Consider the following 17,937-nt stretch of genomic DNA (forward strand, 5'->3'; position numbering starts at 1 on the left):
AAGCCACACGCGTCATCGGAGACGCGTGTGCGCTGCACTTGAAAAGGCCCAGTCTTGCGCTCGCGCGCATAAGCCGGCCGCCACCGCATTCTGTTCGATGTAGTAACGAACGGTCTCAAAATGTTTCTCGTCCCTGATCCGCCGATCAAAATATTCGGGGAACCAAAGCGTTCCCTGTCGTCCCAGGGCTCGATTGATTTGGAGTGCCGTGAAAGACTTCCAGGAGTGTACGATTGCGGACAGCGCATGTCCGTCGATCGGTGTGCTCAGGACATGCACGTGGTTTGGCATGACACTCCAGGCATGGAGGCGATATCGCACTCCGTCGAAATGGAGCAGGGCGCTCTGTACGGTAGCACCTGCATCGGGATGGACTAGAAGAGCTTCGCCATGGCCCTTGTCCAGCGCCTCTTCGTAGCGCCGTCGTCGATCGGTGGAGTTCGGAGAGCGTTCCGAGCTTTCTGACTCCTGCGTCCAACGTTGAAGCAATTCGACCGGCAGAGAATCTGCAAGACGGAAGGTGATGCTTTGCGGATTCTCGCCGGCTTCCCAATGCGGAAGATAGCCTCGGGAATGCCACTCTGCTTCGGGCTGTAAGGGGCGTTTCTTATCAGCCATGTCTGCTCGCCCCTCAGATAGACTTATTCTTCTTTCCGCGCGCGGAGCGGGTGGGAAGAAGAGCGGACAGGATGTCCGCGCTCCAAACTATTGCCGCGAATAAAGCCCCGTGAAGCGCACGTTCTGCCCGCCGCAGGCGTCGTTGTCGATCACTGCGATATAGGGGCCGAGCTGGACCATGCGCGCCGCGCAGCGCCGGGGGCCGGCATTGGCCTCCTCGTAGCCCATCTGCTGGCCGCCATAATAGCCGAAGGCGAAGTCGCGCTCGTTGGCGTCACCCTCGACCTCGAACTCGCCGGTGTTGACATAGGAGCCGGTATCGTAGGTGGCGTTGCCGCGCACGAACATGCGCCCGCCCTGGCCAGTCTTGATGGTGATGACCGAGCGCCCGTCATAGGTGCTCCAGCGCCCGTCCCAGCGCGGCTGGACCTGGACCCGCGACAGGGACGACAGGGGCAGCCAGCTCGCAATGTCGGTGCCCTTGCGGTCGACATAGTTGGCGCAGGCGAAATCGCCCTCGATCTCGTTCACCACCACCTTGTCGCCCTCGACCAGGAAGGAACGCTGCCGGCAGGACGGCGAGAGGGACGGGCAGCTTTCGCGCTGGCTGGTCGGGCCCTTGATGAAGAAGGTACGCCCGCTCTCGGCGACTTCGTAGAGGCTGATGGCGGAAAGATCGTTCTGGAAATTGAAGCCGCGGCAGACGCCGTTGGCGGCGAAGGCGGAACCGGTGGCGGCGGCGAGCAGCAATACGGCGCCCAGACTGGAACGGAACATGTCTTTTTCTCTGATCATTGCCTGAAATAAAGGCCTGTAAAGGTGACGTTCAACCCGCCGCAGGCATTGTTGTCGACCACCGCGATATAGGGGCCGAGCTGCGCCATGCGCACGGTGCAGGTGCCGTCACCGCTGCGGGCGTCCTCGATGCGACCCTGCTTCTCGCCGTCATAGGCGAAGGTGAGCGTCGATTCCCGCGCCTCGCCGAAGACGTTGAATTCGCCGGTATTGACGCTCTGGCCATTGTTGTAGGAAGCCGAGCCGTTCACCGAGATATCGCCGCCCTTGATCTCCTTGATCTCGAGGATGGCGTTGCCCTTGGCGTTGCGCCAATTGCCTTCCCAATCGGGCTGGGCATTGCTCTTGCGCAGGGCCGAGAGCGGCAGCCAGAGCGCCACGTCCGATCCCTTGCGGTTGAGATAGCTCGCGCAGGCAAAGCCGCCGGCGGTGCGGTTCACCACCACGCGGTCGCCGGCGATCAGGAAGCTGCGGGCCTGGCATTCGGGCGAGGTCGAGGGGCAATCCTCGCCGTCCGAAGAGGCGCCCTTGACGAAATAGGTCCGGCCCGGCGCGGTGACTTCGTAGAGATCGACGCCGAGCGGATCATCCTCGAGATTGAAGCCGCGACAGATGCCGGCGTCTCGGGCAAGGGCGGGCGAGGCGGCAAGTAAAACGGAAAGCAATGCAAAGGACAGCGAACGGCGAATCATCATGCAACCCTGAAACCAGTATCCTGCTAGGAAGCCGATTTTCGCTGTTTCGTCCACGCCAAGCAGACACCAGTACGCAAGCATCCCAGTCTATTTGCGCTTTCGGCTGGACGACGCAGAGTTACGGTATTTCCATCGCCCATTAAGCATCCGGCCCGAAGATCGGCGACGCCGACAGGATTGTTCCGTCCTCTTCTTGTCGACGGGGAGGCTTTCTTCTAACAAGGATCGACCAAGCTCCTCCCATCCGGACCTGCCTTTGGGCCGCCTTCGCCTCGACAAGCATTATGGCGATGCCATCCTCGACGATGGGACGGTGGTGATTTTCTATTCCGCAACCCTGCGCCTGGGCCTGTTGGCGTTGCATTATGCCAGCCTTGCCACGATCCGCCCCTGCGGCACGAGAGAGCTTCGCCAGTGGTTGCGTGCGGCGCCGATGACCCATGGGAGAGCGATCACGGCCCGATGCGGCGATATCGCCCTCGCCTGGCATTCCTGCGGGGCGGCCACGCCGGATGTGGTGCTTCATGACGAACCGGCCGGCGCCTTGCACTGGCAGGCGCGCATGCCATTGGCTGAGGTGCGCATCACCAGGGCCGGTGAAAGCGAAGCGACCGGCCTTGGCTATTTCGAAACGCTCGCCATCGACCTGTGGCCGACGCGTTGGCCGATCCGTACCCTGCATTGGGGCCGCTTCACCGGCCGCCACACCAGCCTGGTCTGGATCGTCTGGGAGCATGAACAGCCGCGGCAATGGCTGTTCCTGGACGGCGTTCCCGCTTGTCTCGATCATTTCGACCTGCCGCGCTCCTTCGCCTTTACCGGGGCGGCCAGCGGCACCCTGATCTGCGGACCGGCCCGTACGCTGATCGCCCAGCCGGTATCGCAGCGCCTGCGCCTGCTCGGCCCGCTGCGCTACGGCCTGCCGGCGATGATCCGTAATTTGAAGGAAGAAAAGCACATGGCGCCGGCCAGGATCGCCTTCTCGGACGGCTCGGAGGATGAGGGATACGTGATTTTCGAAAAGGTCGCCCTGGCATGAAGCGCATCGGCCCTGTCGCCTATGGCGCCCTGTTCTGCGTCGGCCTGCCCGTCCTCCTGCTGGTGACGGCCTGGCATCTCGACGCCCGCCTCGGCATCGCCATCGAAGCCTGGCCGCTGGCCGGCGGCACCATTGCAGGGCTGGGCCTGGTTCTGGTGGTGGCGGCCATCCTCGTATTGATGCTGCGCGGCAAGGGCCTGCCGATGAATGCCTATCCCACGCGCCGGCGCGTCGAGGACGGGCTCTATGCCTGGCTGGCCCATCCCGCCTATGTCGGTTTCACGCTCATCGTGCTCGGCCTCTCTCTCTGGGGCGGCTCGTTTGCCGGCCTGTTCATCCTGACGCCCTGGACCGGTTCGGCCGCCCTTGCACTGGTTATGGGCTATGAGGCGCGGGCGACCGATCGGCGCCTGGGTGCGCGCCGGCAGGCCCCCGCGATCGGCCTGCCGGAGAATTGGCCACTGCCGGCCGATCTCCGTCGCAGGCTCGGCGCCACGCTTGCCGTCTTCCCCGCCTGGACCGTGGTCTATTGCGTCTTTGCCGCGCTGCTGCCGGCCGCCGATGCCTTCGATACCTATCTGCCGTTCGAACGGGACCTGCCCTTCTGGCCCGGCCTGGTGGCTGCCTATAGCTTCACCTATGTCTTCGCGCTGGCCGTGCCCTTCCTCGTGCCGGATCTCGCCTCGCTGCGCCGTTTTGTCCTGGCCGGCTGGAGCGGGACGGTGATCGGCGGGCTCGTCTTTGCGCTGTTGCCGGCCGTCGCACCCCTGCGCGGCGTGCCGCCGGACAATCTCATCGGCTGGTGGCTGCAGCTGGAGCGCGGCAGCGACGGCATCACCGCGGCGTTGCCGTCCTTCCATGCCTTCTGGATCGTGGTGGCCGCCTTCTTCTGGCGTGAGCGCTTCGGTGCGGCCCTCATCTATCCGCTTGCGCTGCTGCAGCTCGCCGCCTGCCATGTGACCGGCATGCATTCTCTTGCCGATCTTCTTTGCGGCATTGTCCTGGCCTTGCTCTGCCTCAACATCGAGGCGGCCTGGCATGGCCTGTTGCGCCTGGCCGAGAGGGTGGCCAATGATTGGCGGCCGCTGCGCCTCGGCTCGATGCGCTTCTTTCCGCATGGTCTTTATATCCTGGCTGCGGGAGCCCTCGCTTTCCTCGCCACGGCGAGCCTGGCGCCGCCGCACCAGCTCGGGCCGATGGCGTCGATGCTGCTGGCGGGCCTCGCCGGTGCGGTAATCTTCGGCCAGGCCGTCGAGGCGAGCAGCAAGCTTTCGCGCCCGCTCGGCTTTTTCGGCGGCCTGATCGGAGCCAGCCTGGCGGCCGGCCTGCTGATGGTGTCAGTCGCCATCGACGGTGCGATGCTGGCCGCCTGCGCGATCGGGCTCTGCATCGCCCAGATGCTGGGGCGGCTGCGCTGCCTGGCGCAAGGTTGCTGCCATGGCGCGGCGCTGGCCGTTTCGGCACCGCCCGGCGCCGGCCTGACCTATCGCCATCCCCTGTCGCGGGTCGGCCTGATTGCGGGCATGCTCGGACGGCCGATCGAGCCGGCGCCAGTGTTCTCCATGCTCGCCAATCTTCTCGCGGCGCTGCTGCTCTGGCGCGTGCTGGTGGTGAGTGGGGATGCCTGGCTGGTCGCCGGCCTCTATTGCTGGCAGCTCGGCATCGCCCGCTTTGCCGAAGAGGGGCTGCGCGGCGAACCGCAGACGCCGGTGCGCGGTGGCCTCAACCTCTATCAATGGCTGGCGCTGGCGGTGACAGCGGTGGGATTCGTCATCGTGCTGGCGGCGCCCTTCGTCCAGGCCGCCACACCGCATTGGCCGGAGCAATCGGCTCTGTTCCTGGCCTTGCCGCTCGCCTGCCTGTGGGCCCTGGCGATGAGCGTCGACTGGCCCGACAGTACCAAGCCTCTCAGCCGGCTGACGCCGGGGCAGTGAGCGGGCGCTGATGCCCGCGATAGGACCAGACCAGCAGCAGGATCCCGGCCGTCGACATCGTCCAGTAGTCCACCGGCGCCAGCCAGAACCAGTGGATGTGCCAGGGCACGAATTCGGGGCTGAAGCGGGCGAGGCCGAAGGCCGGGTTGAGCACGAACCAGAGGAAATCCTCGGTGAGCCAGAAGATCATGATGCAGGCGATCACGCGCGCTTCCAGACGCCAGGACCAGGTCCAGGCGAACACCAGGGGAAAGTGGAAGAAGATCGCCATGAAGGGAAACACCCAGGCATGGTAGCCGGTCATCGGCCGCCCGCCCCAGACAATGTCGAGCAGCCAGTGATGCTCGATGCGCCAGGTCGGCAGGCTGGTGGCCCAGCCATGGCTGCCCTCGATCTGGATCTCGACATTGGCGAAGAAGAAGGCGAGCACGAGCACCAGGGCGACGAGTGCCACGGGCTGGGCGAGGCCGCCGCGTCGCGGCGCGGCGGGGGCGTGGTTGGGAACGCTCACGCCAGGGCCTCCAGCACGATGCGCATGGCGTCCTGTCCGGCCTGCGGGCGGCCCAAGGCGCGGGCCTGGCGGCGCATGGCTTCCAGGCGCTGCGGTTCGGCCTTCAGCAGGGCGACGTGATATTCGAGGCCGATCTCGTCGATGGCCTTCATGGCGGCGCCATTCTCCATGAGATAATCGGCATTGCGTTCCTCCTGGCCCGGAATGGGGCTGCTGAGCAGCATCGGCACGCCCATGGCCAGGCATTCGGAGGTGGAGAGGCCCCCGGGCTTGGTGATGACCAGATCTGCTGCCGCCATCAGGCGCGGCACCTCATTGGTGAAGCCGAGCGGAAAGAGCCGGCCGGGCCGGCTGGCTGCCAGGGCCTGGAGTTCCGCCAGCGCTTTCTGGTTCTTGCCGGCCAGCACCACGAGCTGGAGCTCGGGATCGGCGGCAGTGAGGCGCTTGGCCACCGGCCCGACGCCGAGCCCCGCGCCACCCCCCATCAGGAGATAGGTGCGCCTCATGGGATCGAGCCCGAAGGCGGCGGCGCAGGCGGTGCGGTCGTGCTCCTGCGCGAAGGCCGGCATGATCGGAATGCCGGTGACATGGATCTGCCCGGCCTCGATGCCATGGGCGGTGAGGCGGAAGGCGACCTCCTCATTGCCGGCGAAGAAACCGGCCATGCGCGGGATCACCCACATGCGATGGAGGTCGAAATCGGTGATCTGCACGAAGACTGGCACACTGATGCGCCCCTTGCCGATCTCGCGCATCAGGAGTTCGGCCGGCAGGAAATGCGTGCAGACGATGGCATCGGGAGCGAATTCGTCGATGGCGCTGCGCAGAGGCCGGGTCGAGAGGCGTTCGACCGCGCGCCGCAATTTCTGGGAGACGGCGTCCGGCGCTGCTTCCGAGCTCGCCTGGTAAAGCATGCCCCACAGGGCCGGATGCTTGGTGACGAGTTTGATGTAATAGTCCGTATAGATCTTGCGGAAGGTCGAGGGCACATAGTCCATCACGTCCAGATGCTGCGCCTCGGCCTCGGGCGCCAGCAGGAGCGTGGCTTCCTTCAGGGCCTCGGCGGCCCGCATATGGCCGGCCCCGGCGGAGACGCTGAGGAAGAGGATGCGATATGATCTGGCCAAGGCAGTCGGCTCCCTTCGCAAGGGCGAAGACTTGGCGAAGGCGGGGCCGATTTGTCAACTGGACCGGGACCTTACAACCCGCTTTGCCAGGTCTTGATGCCGGCGATGGGATAGACCAGCATGAGGACGTTGAGGGTGAGGTTGTCGCGGATGGCGTAGAGGGCCAGAAGCTCGAAGAAGATGGCAAGCGCCACAGTGACCCAGACGGGCAGGCGCGAGGCGATAAGGAAGCCCACCAGCATGAACAGGATATCGCTCACCGAGTTCAGGATGCTGTCGCCCTCATAACCCAGCGCGATGGTACCCTCGCGATAGCGGTTGATGATCAGCGGGCTGTTTTCCAGGATCTCCCAGCCCGCCTCGACCACCAGGGCCAGGAGGGCCCGGAAGCCGAGCGGGCGATCGCGCGCCACCAGCCAGAACAGGCCGCAGAACAGGAAGCCGTGAATGATGTGCGAAAGCGTGTACCAGTCGGCGATGTGCTGGGAATTGTCGGCCGTGTTGGGATCGCCGACCCATAGTTTTACCGTGCCGCAGGTGCAGATCGGATTGCGGCCCATGGCGTAGAGAATCAGCGCCGCAAGGGCGATCAGGCCGGCGCCGGCGAGCCAGTAGCGCAGCGCCGGGGTGGCAGTGGCGCTTCTTGCGACCGTTTCGGAGGATGGGTTCATGACGCGGCCGGTTCCATTGTGACAGGCCGTGTGTCCCATCATCGGCCGGCATTGGCAAGCCGCTGGTGGTGCTGGAGAGCTTCGGGCGCCGGAGAAAGGGGCTCGGGCCGTTGATCGCGCCTTCGGAACGAAGGCTTGCTTCAATATATAACGCATTATATAACTTGTTATATATCTAGGAGGCAGGCATGGTGGATGTCGTTCGGGAGTTTGGTTATCTCACCCTCGGCACGCGGTTGAAGCGACTCGGCGAGCGGCTGCAGGCAGATACGCAGCGCTTCCTCGAAGTGTTCGACGACAGAGTGCCGGCCAGCCAATATCCCTTCCTGGCAGCGCTCGCCCGGGAGGGGCCACTCGGCGTTGGTGAATTGGCGCAGGCAGTCGGCATCACGCAGCCGGGCGCGACGCGCAGTCTCGCCCAGCTCGAGGCGCTCGGGCTGGTCGAGGCCGGCCCGGCGCCGGACGATCAGAGGCGGCGTCTGGTCACGCTGACGGGAGAAGGCCATCGCCTCGTCGACACGACCAGGCAGCAGGCCTGGCCTTTGATCGAGGCTGCCGTCGCCGATCTGTGCGGCGACCTGACGGGGCCCTTGCTCGAACAGCTCTCCGCAATCGAGGACCGTCTTGCCGTCGCCCGGCTGGATCAACGGGCCGTCCTGCCGGAAAGGAACAAGCCATGAGCCATTGTCTCGATCGTCCGGTCTGGACGGCCCTTTCCAGTGCGCATGCGACCTTGGCGGAAGGAAACCGGCACGCCCGCCGCTATCCGGCCGCGATCGTGCCGTTTGCCGCTACCGCATCGGACGACGCCGGAAGCCTGCAGGCGTTGGCCGATCTGGTGCCGGATGGCGACAGCGTCGTGCTCGCTCAGGCCGATGCTGTCGCAATCCCTCCTGGTTGGAGCGAGCTTTCCCGCGCCGCCGCCGTCCAGATGGTCGCTGAGACGACCTTTCCGCGCGTGGAGGATATCCGTGTGCGACAGCTCACCCTGGCCGATGCCCCCGAGATGCTTGCCCTGGCGACTGCGACCAACCCAGGTCCGTTCACACTGAAGGCGTTGAGCCTCGGTGACTTCTGGGGTGTGCGCATCGACGGCAGGCTGGCGGCCATGGCCGGCCAGCGCATGCGCCAGCCCGGCCATATCGAACTCAGCGGGGTGTGCTCGCATGCCGATTTTCGCGGCCGGGGCCTGGCGCGCCTGCTCTCGCTCTTCGTCGCCGGCGAAATCTGTGCAGGAGGCGATACGCCCTATCTCCATGCCTATGCCGGCAATGCGGTCGCCATTCGCCTCTATAAGAGCATCGGCTTTGCGCTGCGCTGCCGGATGCATGTCGTCAAGCTGGGCCGGGCTGGATAGCCTCAGGGGCTTGCCATTCCGGAATGAAGCCTATGCCGGCGACCTGGCTGAAGCGGGGGATCAGCGGACGTCAAACTGGGCCACGCCGTCGGCGATGTCGTAATAGTCGGATTTCGAGGCGACGAAGATGTGCCGCCGCGTGGCGAGCCCGGTCGGCCGGTCGAGCGTGCCGGCGGTGATCGAGATGCGGTCATCGCCCAGGGCGCGCCAGAACAAATTGCCGCCGCAGGTGGCGCAGAAGCCGCGCTCGGCCCGTTCGGATGAGCGATACCAGCGCAGCGTATCCTCGGCCGTCAGTGTGAGATCGGCGGCCGCGCAGTCGGTGGTGGCGACGAAATTTCCGCTGGTCTTGGCACATTGCGAACAATGGCAGGCACTGACGGGTGTCAGCGTGCCATGGATCTCGTAGCGCACGCCACCGCACAAGCATGAGCCGGTGGCGCGCAGAGACGTCGCGGACATGGATGATTCCTTCTCGATCCTGGCGTCATTGGAACCGCCGATGCTCACTGCTTGTTGAGCAGGCGCTCCAGATAGTCCGTCTCCGCCTTCGGCCGGTTGGGATCGGCGAGGCGGCGGCGCAATTCGTTCAGCACTTCGCCGGCGCGCCTGGAAGGAGACGCCTCGGTCGAGCCGTCGGCATTGAAATCGGGGCCATCGGGCAGTTGCCGGCCGAGAGGATCCTTGCCGCCCCGGTTGTTGCCCTGTTGCGGTCCCTTGCCGTTCTTGCGGGCTTGCGCCATCTGCTCGGCAAGCCCCTTGGCCGCCTTGCGCAGGGCTTCGATGGCCCGTCCCTGCGAATTGACGGCATTTTCGCCATCCTGCTCGCCAAGCTGGTTTTCGGCGTCGCGCATGGCCTGCCCGGCTTCGCCCAGGGCACCCGGGGTCTCCGCGCCGCTATCGCGCAGATTCTTCTGCATCTTCTCCAATTGCTGGCGCAGTGCCTGCTGGCGCTCCTTCAACTGGTCGAGCGAGGGCGAAGCTTCGCCCTGACCCTGACCACCTTGATCTGGGCTGCCTTGGCCGGAGCCACCCTGTCCTTGTCCGTTCTGACCTTGCTGCCCCTGGCCGGGAGGTCCCTGTCCACCTTGACCTTGGTCGCCCAAGCCCTGGTCCCCCAGCCCCTGATCGCCCGGACCTTGGCCGTCTTGTCCCTGGCCTTCCTGCCCCTGGCCCTCTTGCCCTTGACCCTCCTGTCCCTGCCCGAAAGGCTGGTTCTGGCGATAGGTCTGATCGCGCAGGCGTTGCTGGCGCAGGATCATCTTGCCCATGTCGTTGAGCGATTGCTGCATCTGCTGCATCGTGGGATCGCCCTGGCCGACGCTGTCCTCGGGATTGGCCAGGCTGTTGAGGATGTCGTCGAGCTGCGAGAGCAGCTTCTGGGCATCGTCCTTCTTGCCGTTCTTGGCCGAATTCTCGAGCTGGTCGAGCAGCTTGTTCAGCTCCTCGGGCGTGATGTTGCGGACGGGCTTGTCGCCAGGCCTCTGATTGTTCTTGAGGGCCTGCTGCTGGCGCTTGGCATAGTCCTGCAGGAAGTCGTTGAGGGCCTGGCGCAATTCCTGGGTGAGCTTCTCGATCTCCTCCGGCGAGGCGCCGCGTTCCAGTGCTTCCTTCAGCTTTTCGCGCGCGGCCCGGAGCCGGCGCTCGGCGATGCTGCCATCGCCCTCCTCGATGGCGAGCGCGATCTGCCACAGATAGTCGGCGGCATCGCGATAGGCGTCATCGGAATTGGCGCGATCGATCCGGTCACGCACGGTGCGCAGGCCGAGATAGAGGCCGGCATCCTTGGTGAAGTCCTCCGGGGCGATCATCAGCGCTTCCAGCGCGTATTTGACCTCGCGGGCTCGGTTGGCATCGACGGCCAGGTTGAGGCGCTGCTCCACCAGGGCGCGGGCCAGCGGGTTTTGGAAGTCGCGCTGGGGCAGGGTGACATCCTGCGGATCGCTGCGGCCTTCATTGCCGGCATCGTCCCGAACCACCAGCGTCATCTTGACGGTCGCTCCCGCCAGTGGATCGGCCGAAAGATTGCGCGTCGCCGTCACCGTACCGGAACGGGCATGGCCGGCGGGCGCGGAGAGGGCGATCTTCGGCGGCTGGTAGAGGGCATGGCCGTCGGTGAGCAGCGTGCCCTGGCTTTCCACCGTGGTGGCGCCGTAGTCGTCGTCGATCTTGTAGCTGAAGATCATGCCGCCCTTGCCGTCCGGCTTCACCGGCCCTTCGAAGGCGATGGTGGGCGGCCGGTCGGGGATGACGGTGAAGGCAAAGTGCGTCTGGCTGCCATCGCCGTGGCGAATGTCGATGCCGGTGTCGGCCACCAGTTTGAGGCGCTTTTCGACGACCGTGGCGTCCTGATCCGCCGCCGTGGCGGGCACGTCCTCGGTGCCGGCCTGCGCCTCGATCTCGGCACCCTTGTCGCCGGCAAGGCGCACGACCAGGACGGAGCCCTGCGGCACCGGGATCGGCGCGCCCTGATTGGCCTGCGAGAGCACCTGGGGCGCGCGGCGCGTATAGGGCGGCGGCGTCACCCAGGCATCCATGCGCATGCCTGACAGCTCGCCATCCCGGCCCGAGAACAGGGCGGCGATGTCGTGCCGGGGGGAGGCGAGGGCATCGAGGAGGCGCGGCAGGCGTTCGGCCCCGGCATAGAAGAATCCGACGAACAGGGCCAGGATGGCGCCGATGCGCAGGCCATAGCGATCGAGCTGCGGCAGGCCCGGCGAAGGCAGGCCGAGGCGCACCCGGCGGCTTGCCTCCAAAGCGAGGCGCAGGTGCCGGCGCCACAGCGCTTCGGCGAGCGGGTCGCCGCCGCCCTGCACCAGCCGGTCCTGCCGGGCGGTGGCCGGGCGATGCGGCAGGCCGATGGCCTGGTCAATACGCTGCAGCGCGGCATCCCGGCTGGGGAAGCGCAGCCGGGCGAGCGGCCAGAGCGAGGCGAGGAGCCCGCCAAGAAGGATCAGAAAGAGAATGAGACGCGGCAGGCCGGACAGGACGGCGAACAGATCGAACCAGCTCAGGGCCACGAAGAGGCCGATAATGCCCAGCGGCACGGCCAGGCGCGGCCAGGCCCGTTCCCAGAACTGGGCCAGCCTCGCACGCAGCACGAGCGTCTCGAAGGCACGCGCGTCGCGTGCCGCTTCCTCGCTCATGCCTGCCTCAGGATCAGCCATGCCATCATCCAAACATCTCGATCGGCGGCAGGATAGGCCGCCCAGCCGGGTGATTCCAGTACCCACCCATCATAAGCCTGTGCGTGGCAAATCCATGTCCATATGCGTGTTTGGCCTGAAAGCCTGTTCAGCCGGGCACAGATGTCGCTTCGAGCGCAGCGAATCGGCAGGCTTTGCGGCGCCCGATAGGGGTGATAGGCAGGCAATTCTTCGAACGAGCGAGCAGGACCGACAAGCCCGTGAACCACGACAATGCCCGCCCCGACCGGCTCTATGAAGATCCGGACATCGCCAGCTTCTATGATGTCGAGAACGAGTGGAGCGCCGATCGCGCCTGCTGCCGGTCTTTGGCGGCGGGCTGTGCCTCCGTGCTCGATCTCGGCTGCGGCACGGGCGATCTTGCGGCGGAAGTGGCGCTCGAGCCGGATTGCACCGTCTTCGGCGTCGATCCAGCCGCTGCCATGCTCGATATCGCCCGCCGCCGCCAGGGCGGCGACAGGGTGACCTTCGTGCAGGGCGACGGCCGCACCGTGCGGTTGGGCCGCCGTTTCGAGCTCATCGTGATGACCGGCCATGCCTTCCAGGTCTTCCTCACGCCGGAGGATCGCATCGCCGCTCTGCGCACGATCGCTGCGCATCTGGAGCCCGGGGGGCGTTTCATCTTCGACAGCCGCAACCCGGCCGTGGCCGAGTGGCGGGAATGGACGCCGGAGCAATCGAGCCGGCGGATCGAGCATCCGCGTTTCGGAGCGGTCGAGGCCTGGAACGATGTTTCGCATGACCCCGCCACTGACATCGTGACCTATGGCACCCATTATCGCCTCCTTGGCGATGGGCGGGTGCTCTCGTCCCATTCGCGCATCGCCTTTGCCCCGCGGTCCGAGCTGGAACAGGCGCTGAAGGAAGTGGGCCTCGAGGTGGAAGCCTGGTATGGCGATTGGGAACGCAGGCCCTGCACGCCGACGTCGCCGGACTTCATTCCCCTGGGACGGCTGCGCAGGAGCTCGTGACATCGATGACCGCCAAAATCCTCATGATCCAGGGCACGGGCTCGGATGTCGGCAAGTCGCTGCTGGTGGCGGGGCTGTGCCGCCATTTCGCCCACCAGGGCTTGAGAGTACGCCCCTTCAAGCCGCAGAACATGTCGAACAATGCTGCGGTTACCGAGGATGGCGGCGAGATCGGCCGGGCACAGGCGCTGCAGGCCCGGGCGGCGCGGGTTGCGCTCAGCGTGCACATGAACCCGGTGCTCTTGAAGCCGCAATCGGAGATCGGGGCCCAGATCATCGTGCAGGGCCGCATGCGCGGCTCGGCTAGGGCACGAGACTACCAGGCGCTCAAGCCCGCACTGATGGCCGACGTGCTCGACAGTTTCGAGCGTCTCAGAGCCGAAGCCGATCTCGTGCTCGTCGAGGGGGCCGGCTCGGCCTCGGAGGTCAATCTGCGCGCCGGCGATATCGCCAATATGGGCTTTGCCCGTGCGGTGGACGCCCCCGTGCTGCTGGCCGGCGACATCGACCGCGGCGGCGTGATCGCGCAGATCCTCGGCACCAAGGCAGCCATCGACCCCGAGGACGCCGCCTTGATCAAGGGCTTCATCGTCAACAAGATGCGCGGCGATGCCAGCCTGTTCGCCGACGGCATGGCCTTCATCGCCGAGCGCTCGGGCTGGCCGGCTCTCGGCCTGGTGCCGCATTTTCCGCAGGCCGGGCGGCTGCCGGCGGAGGATGCGCTGGCGCTCGGCTCCTATGGTTCGCGCCGTGCCGGTGCCAAGCTCACCATCGCGGTGCCGATGATGCCGCGCATCTCCAATTTCGACGATCTCGATCCGCTGGCCCAGGAGGCCGAGGTCGATCTCGTGATGGTGAAGCCCGGCCGTCCCCTGCCGGTGGCCGATCTCGTCATCCTGCCCGGCTCGAAGGCGACCATCGCCGACCTCGCCTTCCTGCGCACCGAGGGCTGGGACATCGACATAGCGGCCCATGTCCGGCGCGGCGGCCATGTCCTCGGCCTGTGCGGCGGCTATCAGATGCTCGGCACTGTTATCGCCGATCCCGACGGCATCGAGGGGCCGCCGGGCGAGGTCGAGGGCCTCGGCCTGCTCGATGTCGTCACCCGCCTCGGCGGCGACAAGCGGCTGGTGGCGGCGAGCGGGCAGAGCTGCGCGGACGAGGAGCCCTTCTCCGGCTATGAGATGCATGTCGGCGTCACCGAGGGGCCCGCGCTCGCTCGCCCGTTGCTGCGTTTCGATGACGGCAGTCTCGATGGAGCGAGTTCGGCCGACGGCCGCATAGCCGGCTGCTATGTGCATGGCCTGTTCGGCGACGACCGCCAGCGTGCGGCCTGGCTCGCTCGTCTCGGCGGACAGGGCAGCAACCTGGCCTATGACGCCGTGGTGGAGGAGACGCTGGACACCTTTGCAGCCCATCTCGTCCGCCATCTCGACATGGCGGCGATCGGGCGGATCATCGGGCTGTAGGGCGGAGGAGCTTCCGGATGGCCGTGCACCCCGAATTCCCTCACTGATATTGCTTGTAGATCAGGTAGAAGGTCAGCAGCCCGATCACGGCCGACAGGATCACGCAGGCCATATGGTAGAGGTCGAGGGCGCGGCGGATATCGGCCGCGCCGGCATCAGCCCGGCCATTGCCCATATAGGCGTCCTCGACCAGGGTCTCGCCATAGATGCGCGGACCGGCGAGGCGCAGGTCGAGCGCGCCGGCCATGGCCGCCTCGGGCCAGCCGGCATTGGGGGAACGGTGCTTGCCGGCATCGCGCCTGACGGCGGCGAGGGCGGCCCGCCCGCGGCGATGGCTGATGAAGGCGGCGGCGCTGATGACCAGGGCCGTCAGACGGGCGGGGATGAGGTTCAGCCAGTCGTCGAGGCGCGCCGCGGCCCAGCCGAAGGCCTCGTGGCGCGGGGTGCGGTGGCCGATCATCGAATCGGCCGTGTTGATGATCTTGTAGACGGCAATACCGGGCAGGCCGAACAGGGCATACCAGAACACCGGCGCCACCACGCCGTCGGAGAAGTTCTCGGCCAGGCTCTCGATCGCGGCGCGGCAGACACCGGGCTCGTCCAGGGTTTCGGGATTGCGCCCGACGATCATCGAGACCGCCTTGCGGCCGCCGGCGAGGCCGCCGACTTCCAGCCCATGCGCGACGTCCTCGACATGATCGCCCAGGCTCTTCGAAGCGATCAGCGAAGAAGCGATCAGACCGAGCGGAATGAAGCCATAGGTGAGGGAAAGGCAGAGCCGCTCGACGACATAGCCGCCGACCCCGGCAACCAGCACGAGGACGCCGGTGGTGACGATGCCGGCGCCCCGGCGGGTGGAGGGGGCATCCTCCGCGAAATTCAGGCGCCGGTCGAGCCAGCCGATGAGGGCGCCCATCCAGGTAACGGGATGGCCGATCCGCGCATAGAGCCAGCGCGGATAACCGAAGACCATTTCGAAGGCCCAGGCAATCGCCAGACTGAGAATCCTAGAGAACACATCCATCGATACGGCAAAACCAAACTTGATCGGCACCCAGCCCGTTCCGGGCCACCATGCCTCGCCAAGACTCAGAATTCGGTTAAGGATTTCCAAATTCCGCTCGGTTTCCACCCTTCCTGGAACCGCGGACGGGGACACCCACGGTCCCGGGAAGGGCACTGCGCCATTGAGGCTCGGCCATCTTCAGCCAGCGGACCTGGATATATGCCAAGTCCGCTTGACAGGAGGGAGGCACGAACACTAAATGGCGACGCTTCCGGGCAGCCGGGGCTGTAGCTCAGTTGGGAGAGCGCTGCAATCGCACTGCAGAGGTCGTGAGTTCGAATCTCATCAGCTCCACCATCCCGCTTCGCGCTTCAGGCGAGGCAGGAATGCCTGAAATACCCGGTAAAGCCTGCCTCTTTCCCCCAGTCGCGGTTGTTTTTCATTCGCCGTGCCGCCTCACATTAAGTTTACGCAATGGCATATGCCGCTGGGCGTGATCGGGCCCTGGCGGGTGGCACGGCGTGAACGATCGCGACGGGTTGAACTCTTCGCCCACAGGCATGAAGCAGAGCCGGGGCCGGACAGGCGTTTCGCGCGGAACAAGGCGCTGGGCGCTGGAGACGCCGGTCGTCTTGCCGGCAGCCATTTCCTTTATACGTCCCTTATGCACCCCAGCCGAAATAGGACGATCTCCTGATTTGAAGGCCTGCATCGGGCGACGGTATAATGGCGCGCTGGGCTGGGCTTCGAACCGATCGAGGATGAGAATGAAGGCGTCGATTGCCGAACTCGGTGAGGCGCTGGCTTTCAATCGTTCCGGCGGCACCATCGGCGATCTTCCGCTTCACCTGATTTCATCGGAACAGATGGCGGAAGACGTCCAGGATGCTGCATTCGCTGCCCTGGACGACAATAGCGTCGGCTACTACGCGACGGCGACGATCCCGGCCACCCGGCGCATCCTGCAATGCGACGGTCCTGTATTCGGGCCGCTGCCCGGTGCAAGCATGATGTCCAGCCATAGTCCTTTCCGCCTGCCGCCGGGCGTGCTGGGGGCGGAATGGAGTCTCGGCCTGCTGCTGGGGGATTCCTATCCCGATCCGCACCGCCCGGTCACGCTCTCGCTGATCGAGGAAGCCATCATTGGTTGCGTGCCGATGATCACGATCCTCGGCCGTCGGGTAAGGGGGGCCGTGCCGCTCAACTCCTGGACGGCCACGGCCGATTTCGGCCTGCACGTAGCCTCCGCCAAGGGCAGGCCCGTGTTCGACCGCCAACTGGCCGATCTCGGAGGCCTGGAGGTCGTCGCCAGTATGAATGGGGCGGTGGTCGGCCGCAGCCGGGGCGAGCAGGTGATGCGCGAGGTCAGGCAGGCGATTGCCAGCCTTTCACTCTACCTTGCGCGTCGTGGCCGGCAGGTGCCGCCGGGCAACCTCATCGCCATCGGGGGCGGGCCGCTGATCCTGCAGGCGGTCGTCGGCCAGGCTTTCGCCGCCGATTTCGGCGACCTCGGCTCGGTCGAGATGGTGTTTGCCTGACGCCACGCTTGGGGAAGCCGGGCCCGTCAGGGATTGTGGGGCAGATATCCGGTATATTTTGTCTCGTCGCCAGGCCCGTGCGTCGCCATCCCCTGCCGCTGGAGTTCGTCGATGAGCAGGCGGCTGTGCATCGACAGGCCGGCGAGGGATTTGGCGCAAACGACCAGGTGCCGGTCGGCCCAGCCGTCGCTCAGGCGCAGCGCGACCAAATGCGGGCTGCCATAGCGCTCGACGGCAGCCTGCGGCAATACGCCGACGCCGATGCCGGCCTCGACCAGGCGGGCGACGGCATCGAAGCTGCGCAGCCTGACGCGATAGGCGATGCGCCGTCCGAGGCGCGCGGCCTGGCGGGCGAGATGGTCGGTGAGGGCGCCGCCGGCCAGGCCGACGAAGGGTTCGCCGATCAGTTCCGAAAAACCGATCTCCGGCCGGGCCGCGAGGGCGCTGCTCCTCGCCGTTACGGCCACCAGGCGATCGACGCCGAGCGCGCGGGTTTCCAGTTCCGCCAGATCGGCGGTGGCGGCGATCACGCCGAATTCGGCCGTGCCGGCGCTGACAGCCTCGACGATTTCGGCGCTGGTCCTTTCCTCGATGTCGATGTCGACGCCGGGGTGGCTAGCCAGGAAGACGCGCAAGGCCGCCGGCACCAGCTCGACCAGCCCCGCGGTGTTGGAGAGCATGCGGATCTCGCCCTTGAGGCCGGAGGAGAAGGACAGCAATTCGCCCCGCATCTGCTCGACCTGCGCGGTGATGGCGCGGGCGTGGTGCAGCAGTGCCAGCCCGGCCGCAGTCGGCTCGACGCCGCGGCGGCTGCGGTTGAACAGAGCAGTACCGAGCGCGGCCTCCATGCCGCTCACCCGGGCGCTGGCGGAGGCAAGCGCCATATGCATGCGCTCGGCCCCGCCGGAAATGCTGCCCGCCCGCACCACGGCGTCGAATAGGCGCAAATCGGTGAGATCGAAACGCATGGGCTCTTCCTTCGTTTTATCCGAAGGAAAGG

Annotated in this window: 17 protein-coding genes and 1 tRNA gene; 8 read left to right on the top strand and 10 right to left on the bottom strand. The window is 66.1% G+C overall.

Features of this window, described 5'->3' with window-relative positions; all coding sequences use genetic code 11:
- Window positions 1-12: 12 nt before the first annotated feature.
- From ABXS05_RS29985 to ABXS05_RS29995, 3 genes are all read right to left on the bottom strand, one after another.
- A complete protein-coding gene (locus ABXS05_RS29985) occupies window positions 13-618 on the bottom strand; it encodes a transposase (protein ID WP_311932723.1) in 606 nt (201 codons plus the stop codon).
- Between the two features lie 87 nt (window positions 619-705).
- Window positions 706-1,395 (bottom strand): hypothetical protein, encoded by a 690-nt coding sequence (locus ABXS05_RS29990; RefSeq protein ID WP_311932724.1) that lies wholly within the window; start codon window positions 1,393-1,395, stop codon window positions 706-708.
- A 14-nt stretch (window positions 1,396-1,409) separates the two neighbouring features.
- Window positions 1,410-2,108, bottom strand: coding sequence for a hypothetical protein (locus ABXS05_RS29995; protein ID WP_367626417.1), 699 nt, complete (start codon window positions 2,106-2,108; stop codon window positions 1,410-1,412).
- 256 nt (window positions 2,109-2,364) lie between these two features.
- Between ABXS05_RS29995 and ABXS05_RS30000 the strand changes: the two genes are divergently transcribed.
- On the top strand, window positions 2,365-3,147 hold the full coding sequence (locus ABXS05_RS30000) for a hypothetical protein (protein WP_367626418.1): 783 nt from the start codon (window positions 2,365-2,367) through the stop codon (window positions 3,145-3,147).
- Entirely contained in the window at window positions 3,144-5,081 is a 1,938-nt protein-coding gene (locus ABXS05_RS30005) for a prolipoprotein diacylglyceryl transferase family protein (protein WP_367626419.1), read from the top strand. Before ABXS05_RS30000 ends, ABXS05_RS30005 begins: the two co-directional genes overlap by 4 nt.
- On the opposite strand, the gene ABXS05_RS30010 is transcribed toward ABXS05_RS30005, so the two are convergent.
- The 3 genes from ABXS05_RS30010 to ABXS05_RS30020 all read right to left on the bottom strand — a co-directional run bounded on the left by ABXS05_RS30010 (window position 5,056) and on the right by ABXS05_RS30020 (window position 7,390).
- Complete coding sequence (locus ABXS05_RS30010) at window positions 5,056-5,592, bottom strand: hypothetical protein (protein WP_367626420.1); 537 nt, start codon at window positions 5,590-5,592, stop codon at window positions 5,056-5,058. The two genes, ABXS05_RS30005 and ABXS05_RS30010, sit on opposite strands and share 26 nt — an antisense overlap.
- A complete protein-coding gene (locus ABXS05_RS30015) occupies window positions 5,589-6,719 on the bottom strand; it encodes an MGDG synthase family glycosyltransferase (RefSeq protein WP_367626421.1) in 1,131 nt (376 codons plus the stop codon). The genes ABXS05_RS30010 and ABXS05_RS30015 overlap by 4 nt, the downstream gene beginning before the upstream one ends.
- Before the next feature lie 71 nt (window positions 6,720-6,790).
- A complete protein-coding gene (locus ABXS05_RS30020) occupies window positions 6,791-7,390 on the bottom strand; it encodes a DUF2585 domain-containing protein (protein ID WP_367626422.1) in 600 nt (199 codons plus the stop codon).
- A gap of 188 nt (window positions 7,391-7,578) precedes the next feature.
- Between ABXS05_RS30020 and ABXS05_RS30025 the strand changes: the two genes are divergently transcribed.
- Both ABXS05_RS30025 and ABXS05_RS30030 read left to right on the top strand, forming a co-directional pair.
- A complete protein-coding gene (locus ABXS05_RS30025; RefSeq protein ID WP_311932733.1) occupies window positions 7,579-8,070 on the top strand; it encodes a MarR family winged helix-turn-helix transcriptional regulator in 492 nt (163 codons plus the stop codon).
- On the top strand, window positions 8,067-8,747 hold the full coding sequence (locus ABXS05_RS30030; RefSeq protein ID WP_367626423.1) for a GNAT family N-acetyltransferase: 681 nt from the start codon (window positions 8,067-8,069) through the stop codon (window positions 8,745-8,747). The genes ABXS05_RS30025 and ABXS05_RS30030 overlap by 4 nt, the downstream gene beginning before the upstream one ends.
- A gap of 60 nt (window positions 8,748-8,807) precedes the next feature.
- On the opposite strand, the gene ABXS05_RS30035 is transcribed toward ABXS05_RS30030, so the two are convergent.
- Together ABXS05_RS30035 and ABXS05_RS30040 are read right to left on the bottom strand one after the other, a co-directional pair.
- Complete coding sequence (locus ABXS05_RS30035) at window positions 8,808-9,209, bottom strand: GFA family protein (RefSeq protein WP_311932736.1); 402 nt, start codon at window positions 9,207-9,209, stop codon at window positions 8,808-8,810.
- Window positions 9,210-9,253: 44 nt separating this feature from the next.
- A complete protein-coding gene (locus ABXS05_RS30040; RefSeq protein ID WP_367626424.1) occupies window positions 9,254-11,914 on the bottom strand; it encodes a TIGR02302 family protein in 2,661 nt (886 codons plus the stop codon).
- A gap of 239 nt (window positions 11,915-12,153) precedes the next feature.
- On the opposite strand from ABXS05_RS30040, the gene ABXS05_RS30045 reads away from it, so the two are divergent.
- On the top strand, window positions 12,154-12,924 hold the full coding sequence (locus ABXS05_RS30045; RefSeq protein WP_367626425.1) for a class I SAM-dependent methyltransferase: 771 nt from the start codon (window positions 12,154-12,156) through the stop codon (window positions 12,922-12,924).
- 5 nt (window positions 12,925-12,929) lie between these two features.
- The gene (locus ABXS05_RS30050; RefSeq protein WP_367626426.1) at window positions 12,930-14,393 is read left to right on the top strand and encodes a cobyric acid synthase; all 1,464 of its coding nucleotides are present in this window, start codon (window positions 12,930-12,932) and stop codon (window positions 14,391-14,393) included.
- Window positions 14,394-14,433: 40 nt separating this feature from the next.
- On the opposite strand, the gene cbiB is transcribed toward ABXS05_RS30050, so the two are convergent.
- Window positions 14,434-15,417 carry an adenosylcobinamide-phosphate synthase CbiB gene (cbiB, locus tag ABXS05_RS30055; protein ID WP_311932789.1) on the bottom strand — a complete coding sequence of 328 codons (984 nt, stop codon included), beginning with the start codon at window positions 15,415-15,417 and terminating at the stop codon, window positions 14,434-14,436.
- A 263-nt stretch (window positions 15,418-15,680) separates the two neighbouring features.
- On the opposite strand from cbiB, the gene ABXS05_RS30060 reads away from it, so the two are divergent.
- Together ABXS05_RS30060 and ABXS05_RS30065 are read left to right on the top strand one after the other, a co-directional pair.
- Window positions 15,681-15,756, top strand: a tRNA-Ala gene (locus tag ABXS05_RS30060).
- Window positions 15,757-16,166: 410 nt separating this feature from the next.
- Window positions 16,167-16,937 (top strand): hypothetical protein, encoded by a 771-nt coding sequence (locus tag ABXS05_RS30065; protein ID WP_367626427.1) that lies wholly within the window; start codon window positions 16,167-16,169, stop codon window positions 16,935-16,937.
- A 26-nt stretch (window positions 16,938-16,963) separates the two neighbouring features.
- Here ABXS05_RS30065 and ABXS05_RS30070 read toward each other — a convergent pair whose 3' ends face one another.
- Window positions 16,964-17,905: a LysR family transcriptional regulator gene (locus ABXS05_RS30070; protein ID WP_367626428.1), complete on the bottom strand. Its 942-nt coding sequence runs from the start codon at window positions 17,903-17,905 to the stop codon at window positions 16,964-16,966.
- Window positions 17,906-17,937 lie beyond the last annotated feature (32 nt).

This window comes from Labrys neptuniae (assembly GCF_040797145.1).
In the GTDB taxonomy this organism is placed as follows: Bacteria; Pseudomonadota; Alphaproteobacteria; order Rhizobiales; family Labraceae; genus Labrys; species Labrys neptuniae.

Coding starts and splice junctions, on each gene's coding strand:
- ABXS05_RS30050 (WP_367626426.1), top strand. CDS start 12,930: ATGACCGCCAAAATCCTCATGATCCAGGGCACGGGCTCGGATGTCGGC.
- ABXS05_RS30030 (WP_367626423.1), top strand. CDS start 8,067: ATGAGCCATTGTCTCGATCGTCCGGTCTGGACGGCCCTTTCCAGTGCG.
- ABXS05_RS30065 (WP_367626427.1), top strand. CDS start 16,167: ATGAAGGCGTCGATTGCCGAACTCGGTGAGGCGCTGGCTTTCAATCGT.
- ABXS05_RS29995 (WP_367626417.1), bottom strand. CDS start 2,108: ATGATGATTCGCCGTTCGCTGTCCTTTGCATTGCTTTCCGTTTTACTT.
- ABXS05_RS30025 (WP_311932733.1), top strand. CDS start 7,579: ATGGTGGATGTCGTTCGGGAGTTTGGTTATCTCACCCTCGGCACGCGG.
- cbiB (WP_311932789.1), bottom strand. CDS start 15,417: ATGGATGTGTTCTCTAGGATTCTCAGTCTGGCGATTGCCTGGGCCTTC.
- ABXS05_RS29985 (WP_311932723.1), bottom strand. CDS start 618: ATGGCTGATAAGAAACGCCCCTTACAGCCCGAAGCAGAGTGGCATTCC.
- ABXS05_RS30040 (WP_367626424.1), bottom strand. CDS start 11,914: ATGGCTGATCCTGAGGCAGGCATGAGCGAGGAAGCGGCACGCGACGCG.
- ABXS05_RS30070 (WP_367626428.1), bottom strand. CDS start 17,905: ATGCGTTTCGATCTCACCGATTTGCGCCTATTCGACGCCGTGGTGCGG.
- ABXS05_RS30005 (WP_367626419.1), top strand. CDS start 3,144: ATGAAGCGCATCGGCCCTGTCGCCTATGGCGCCCTGTTCTGCGTCGGC.
- ABXS05_RS29990 (WP_311932724.1), bottom strand. CDS start 1,395: ATGTTCCGTTCCAGTCTGGGCGCCGTATTGCTGCTCGCCGCCGCCACC.
- ABXS05_RS30020 (WP_367626422.1), bottom strand. CDS start 7,390: ATGAACCCATCCTCCGAAACGGTCGCAAGAAGCGCCACTGCCACCCCG.
- ABXS05_RS30035 (WP_311932736.1), bottom strand. CDS start 9,209: ATGTCCGCGACGTCTCTGCGCGCCACCGGCTCATGCTTGTGCGGTGGC.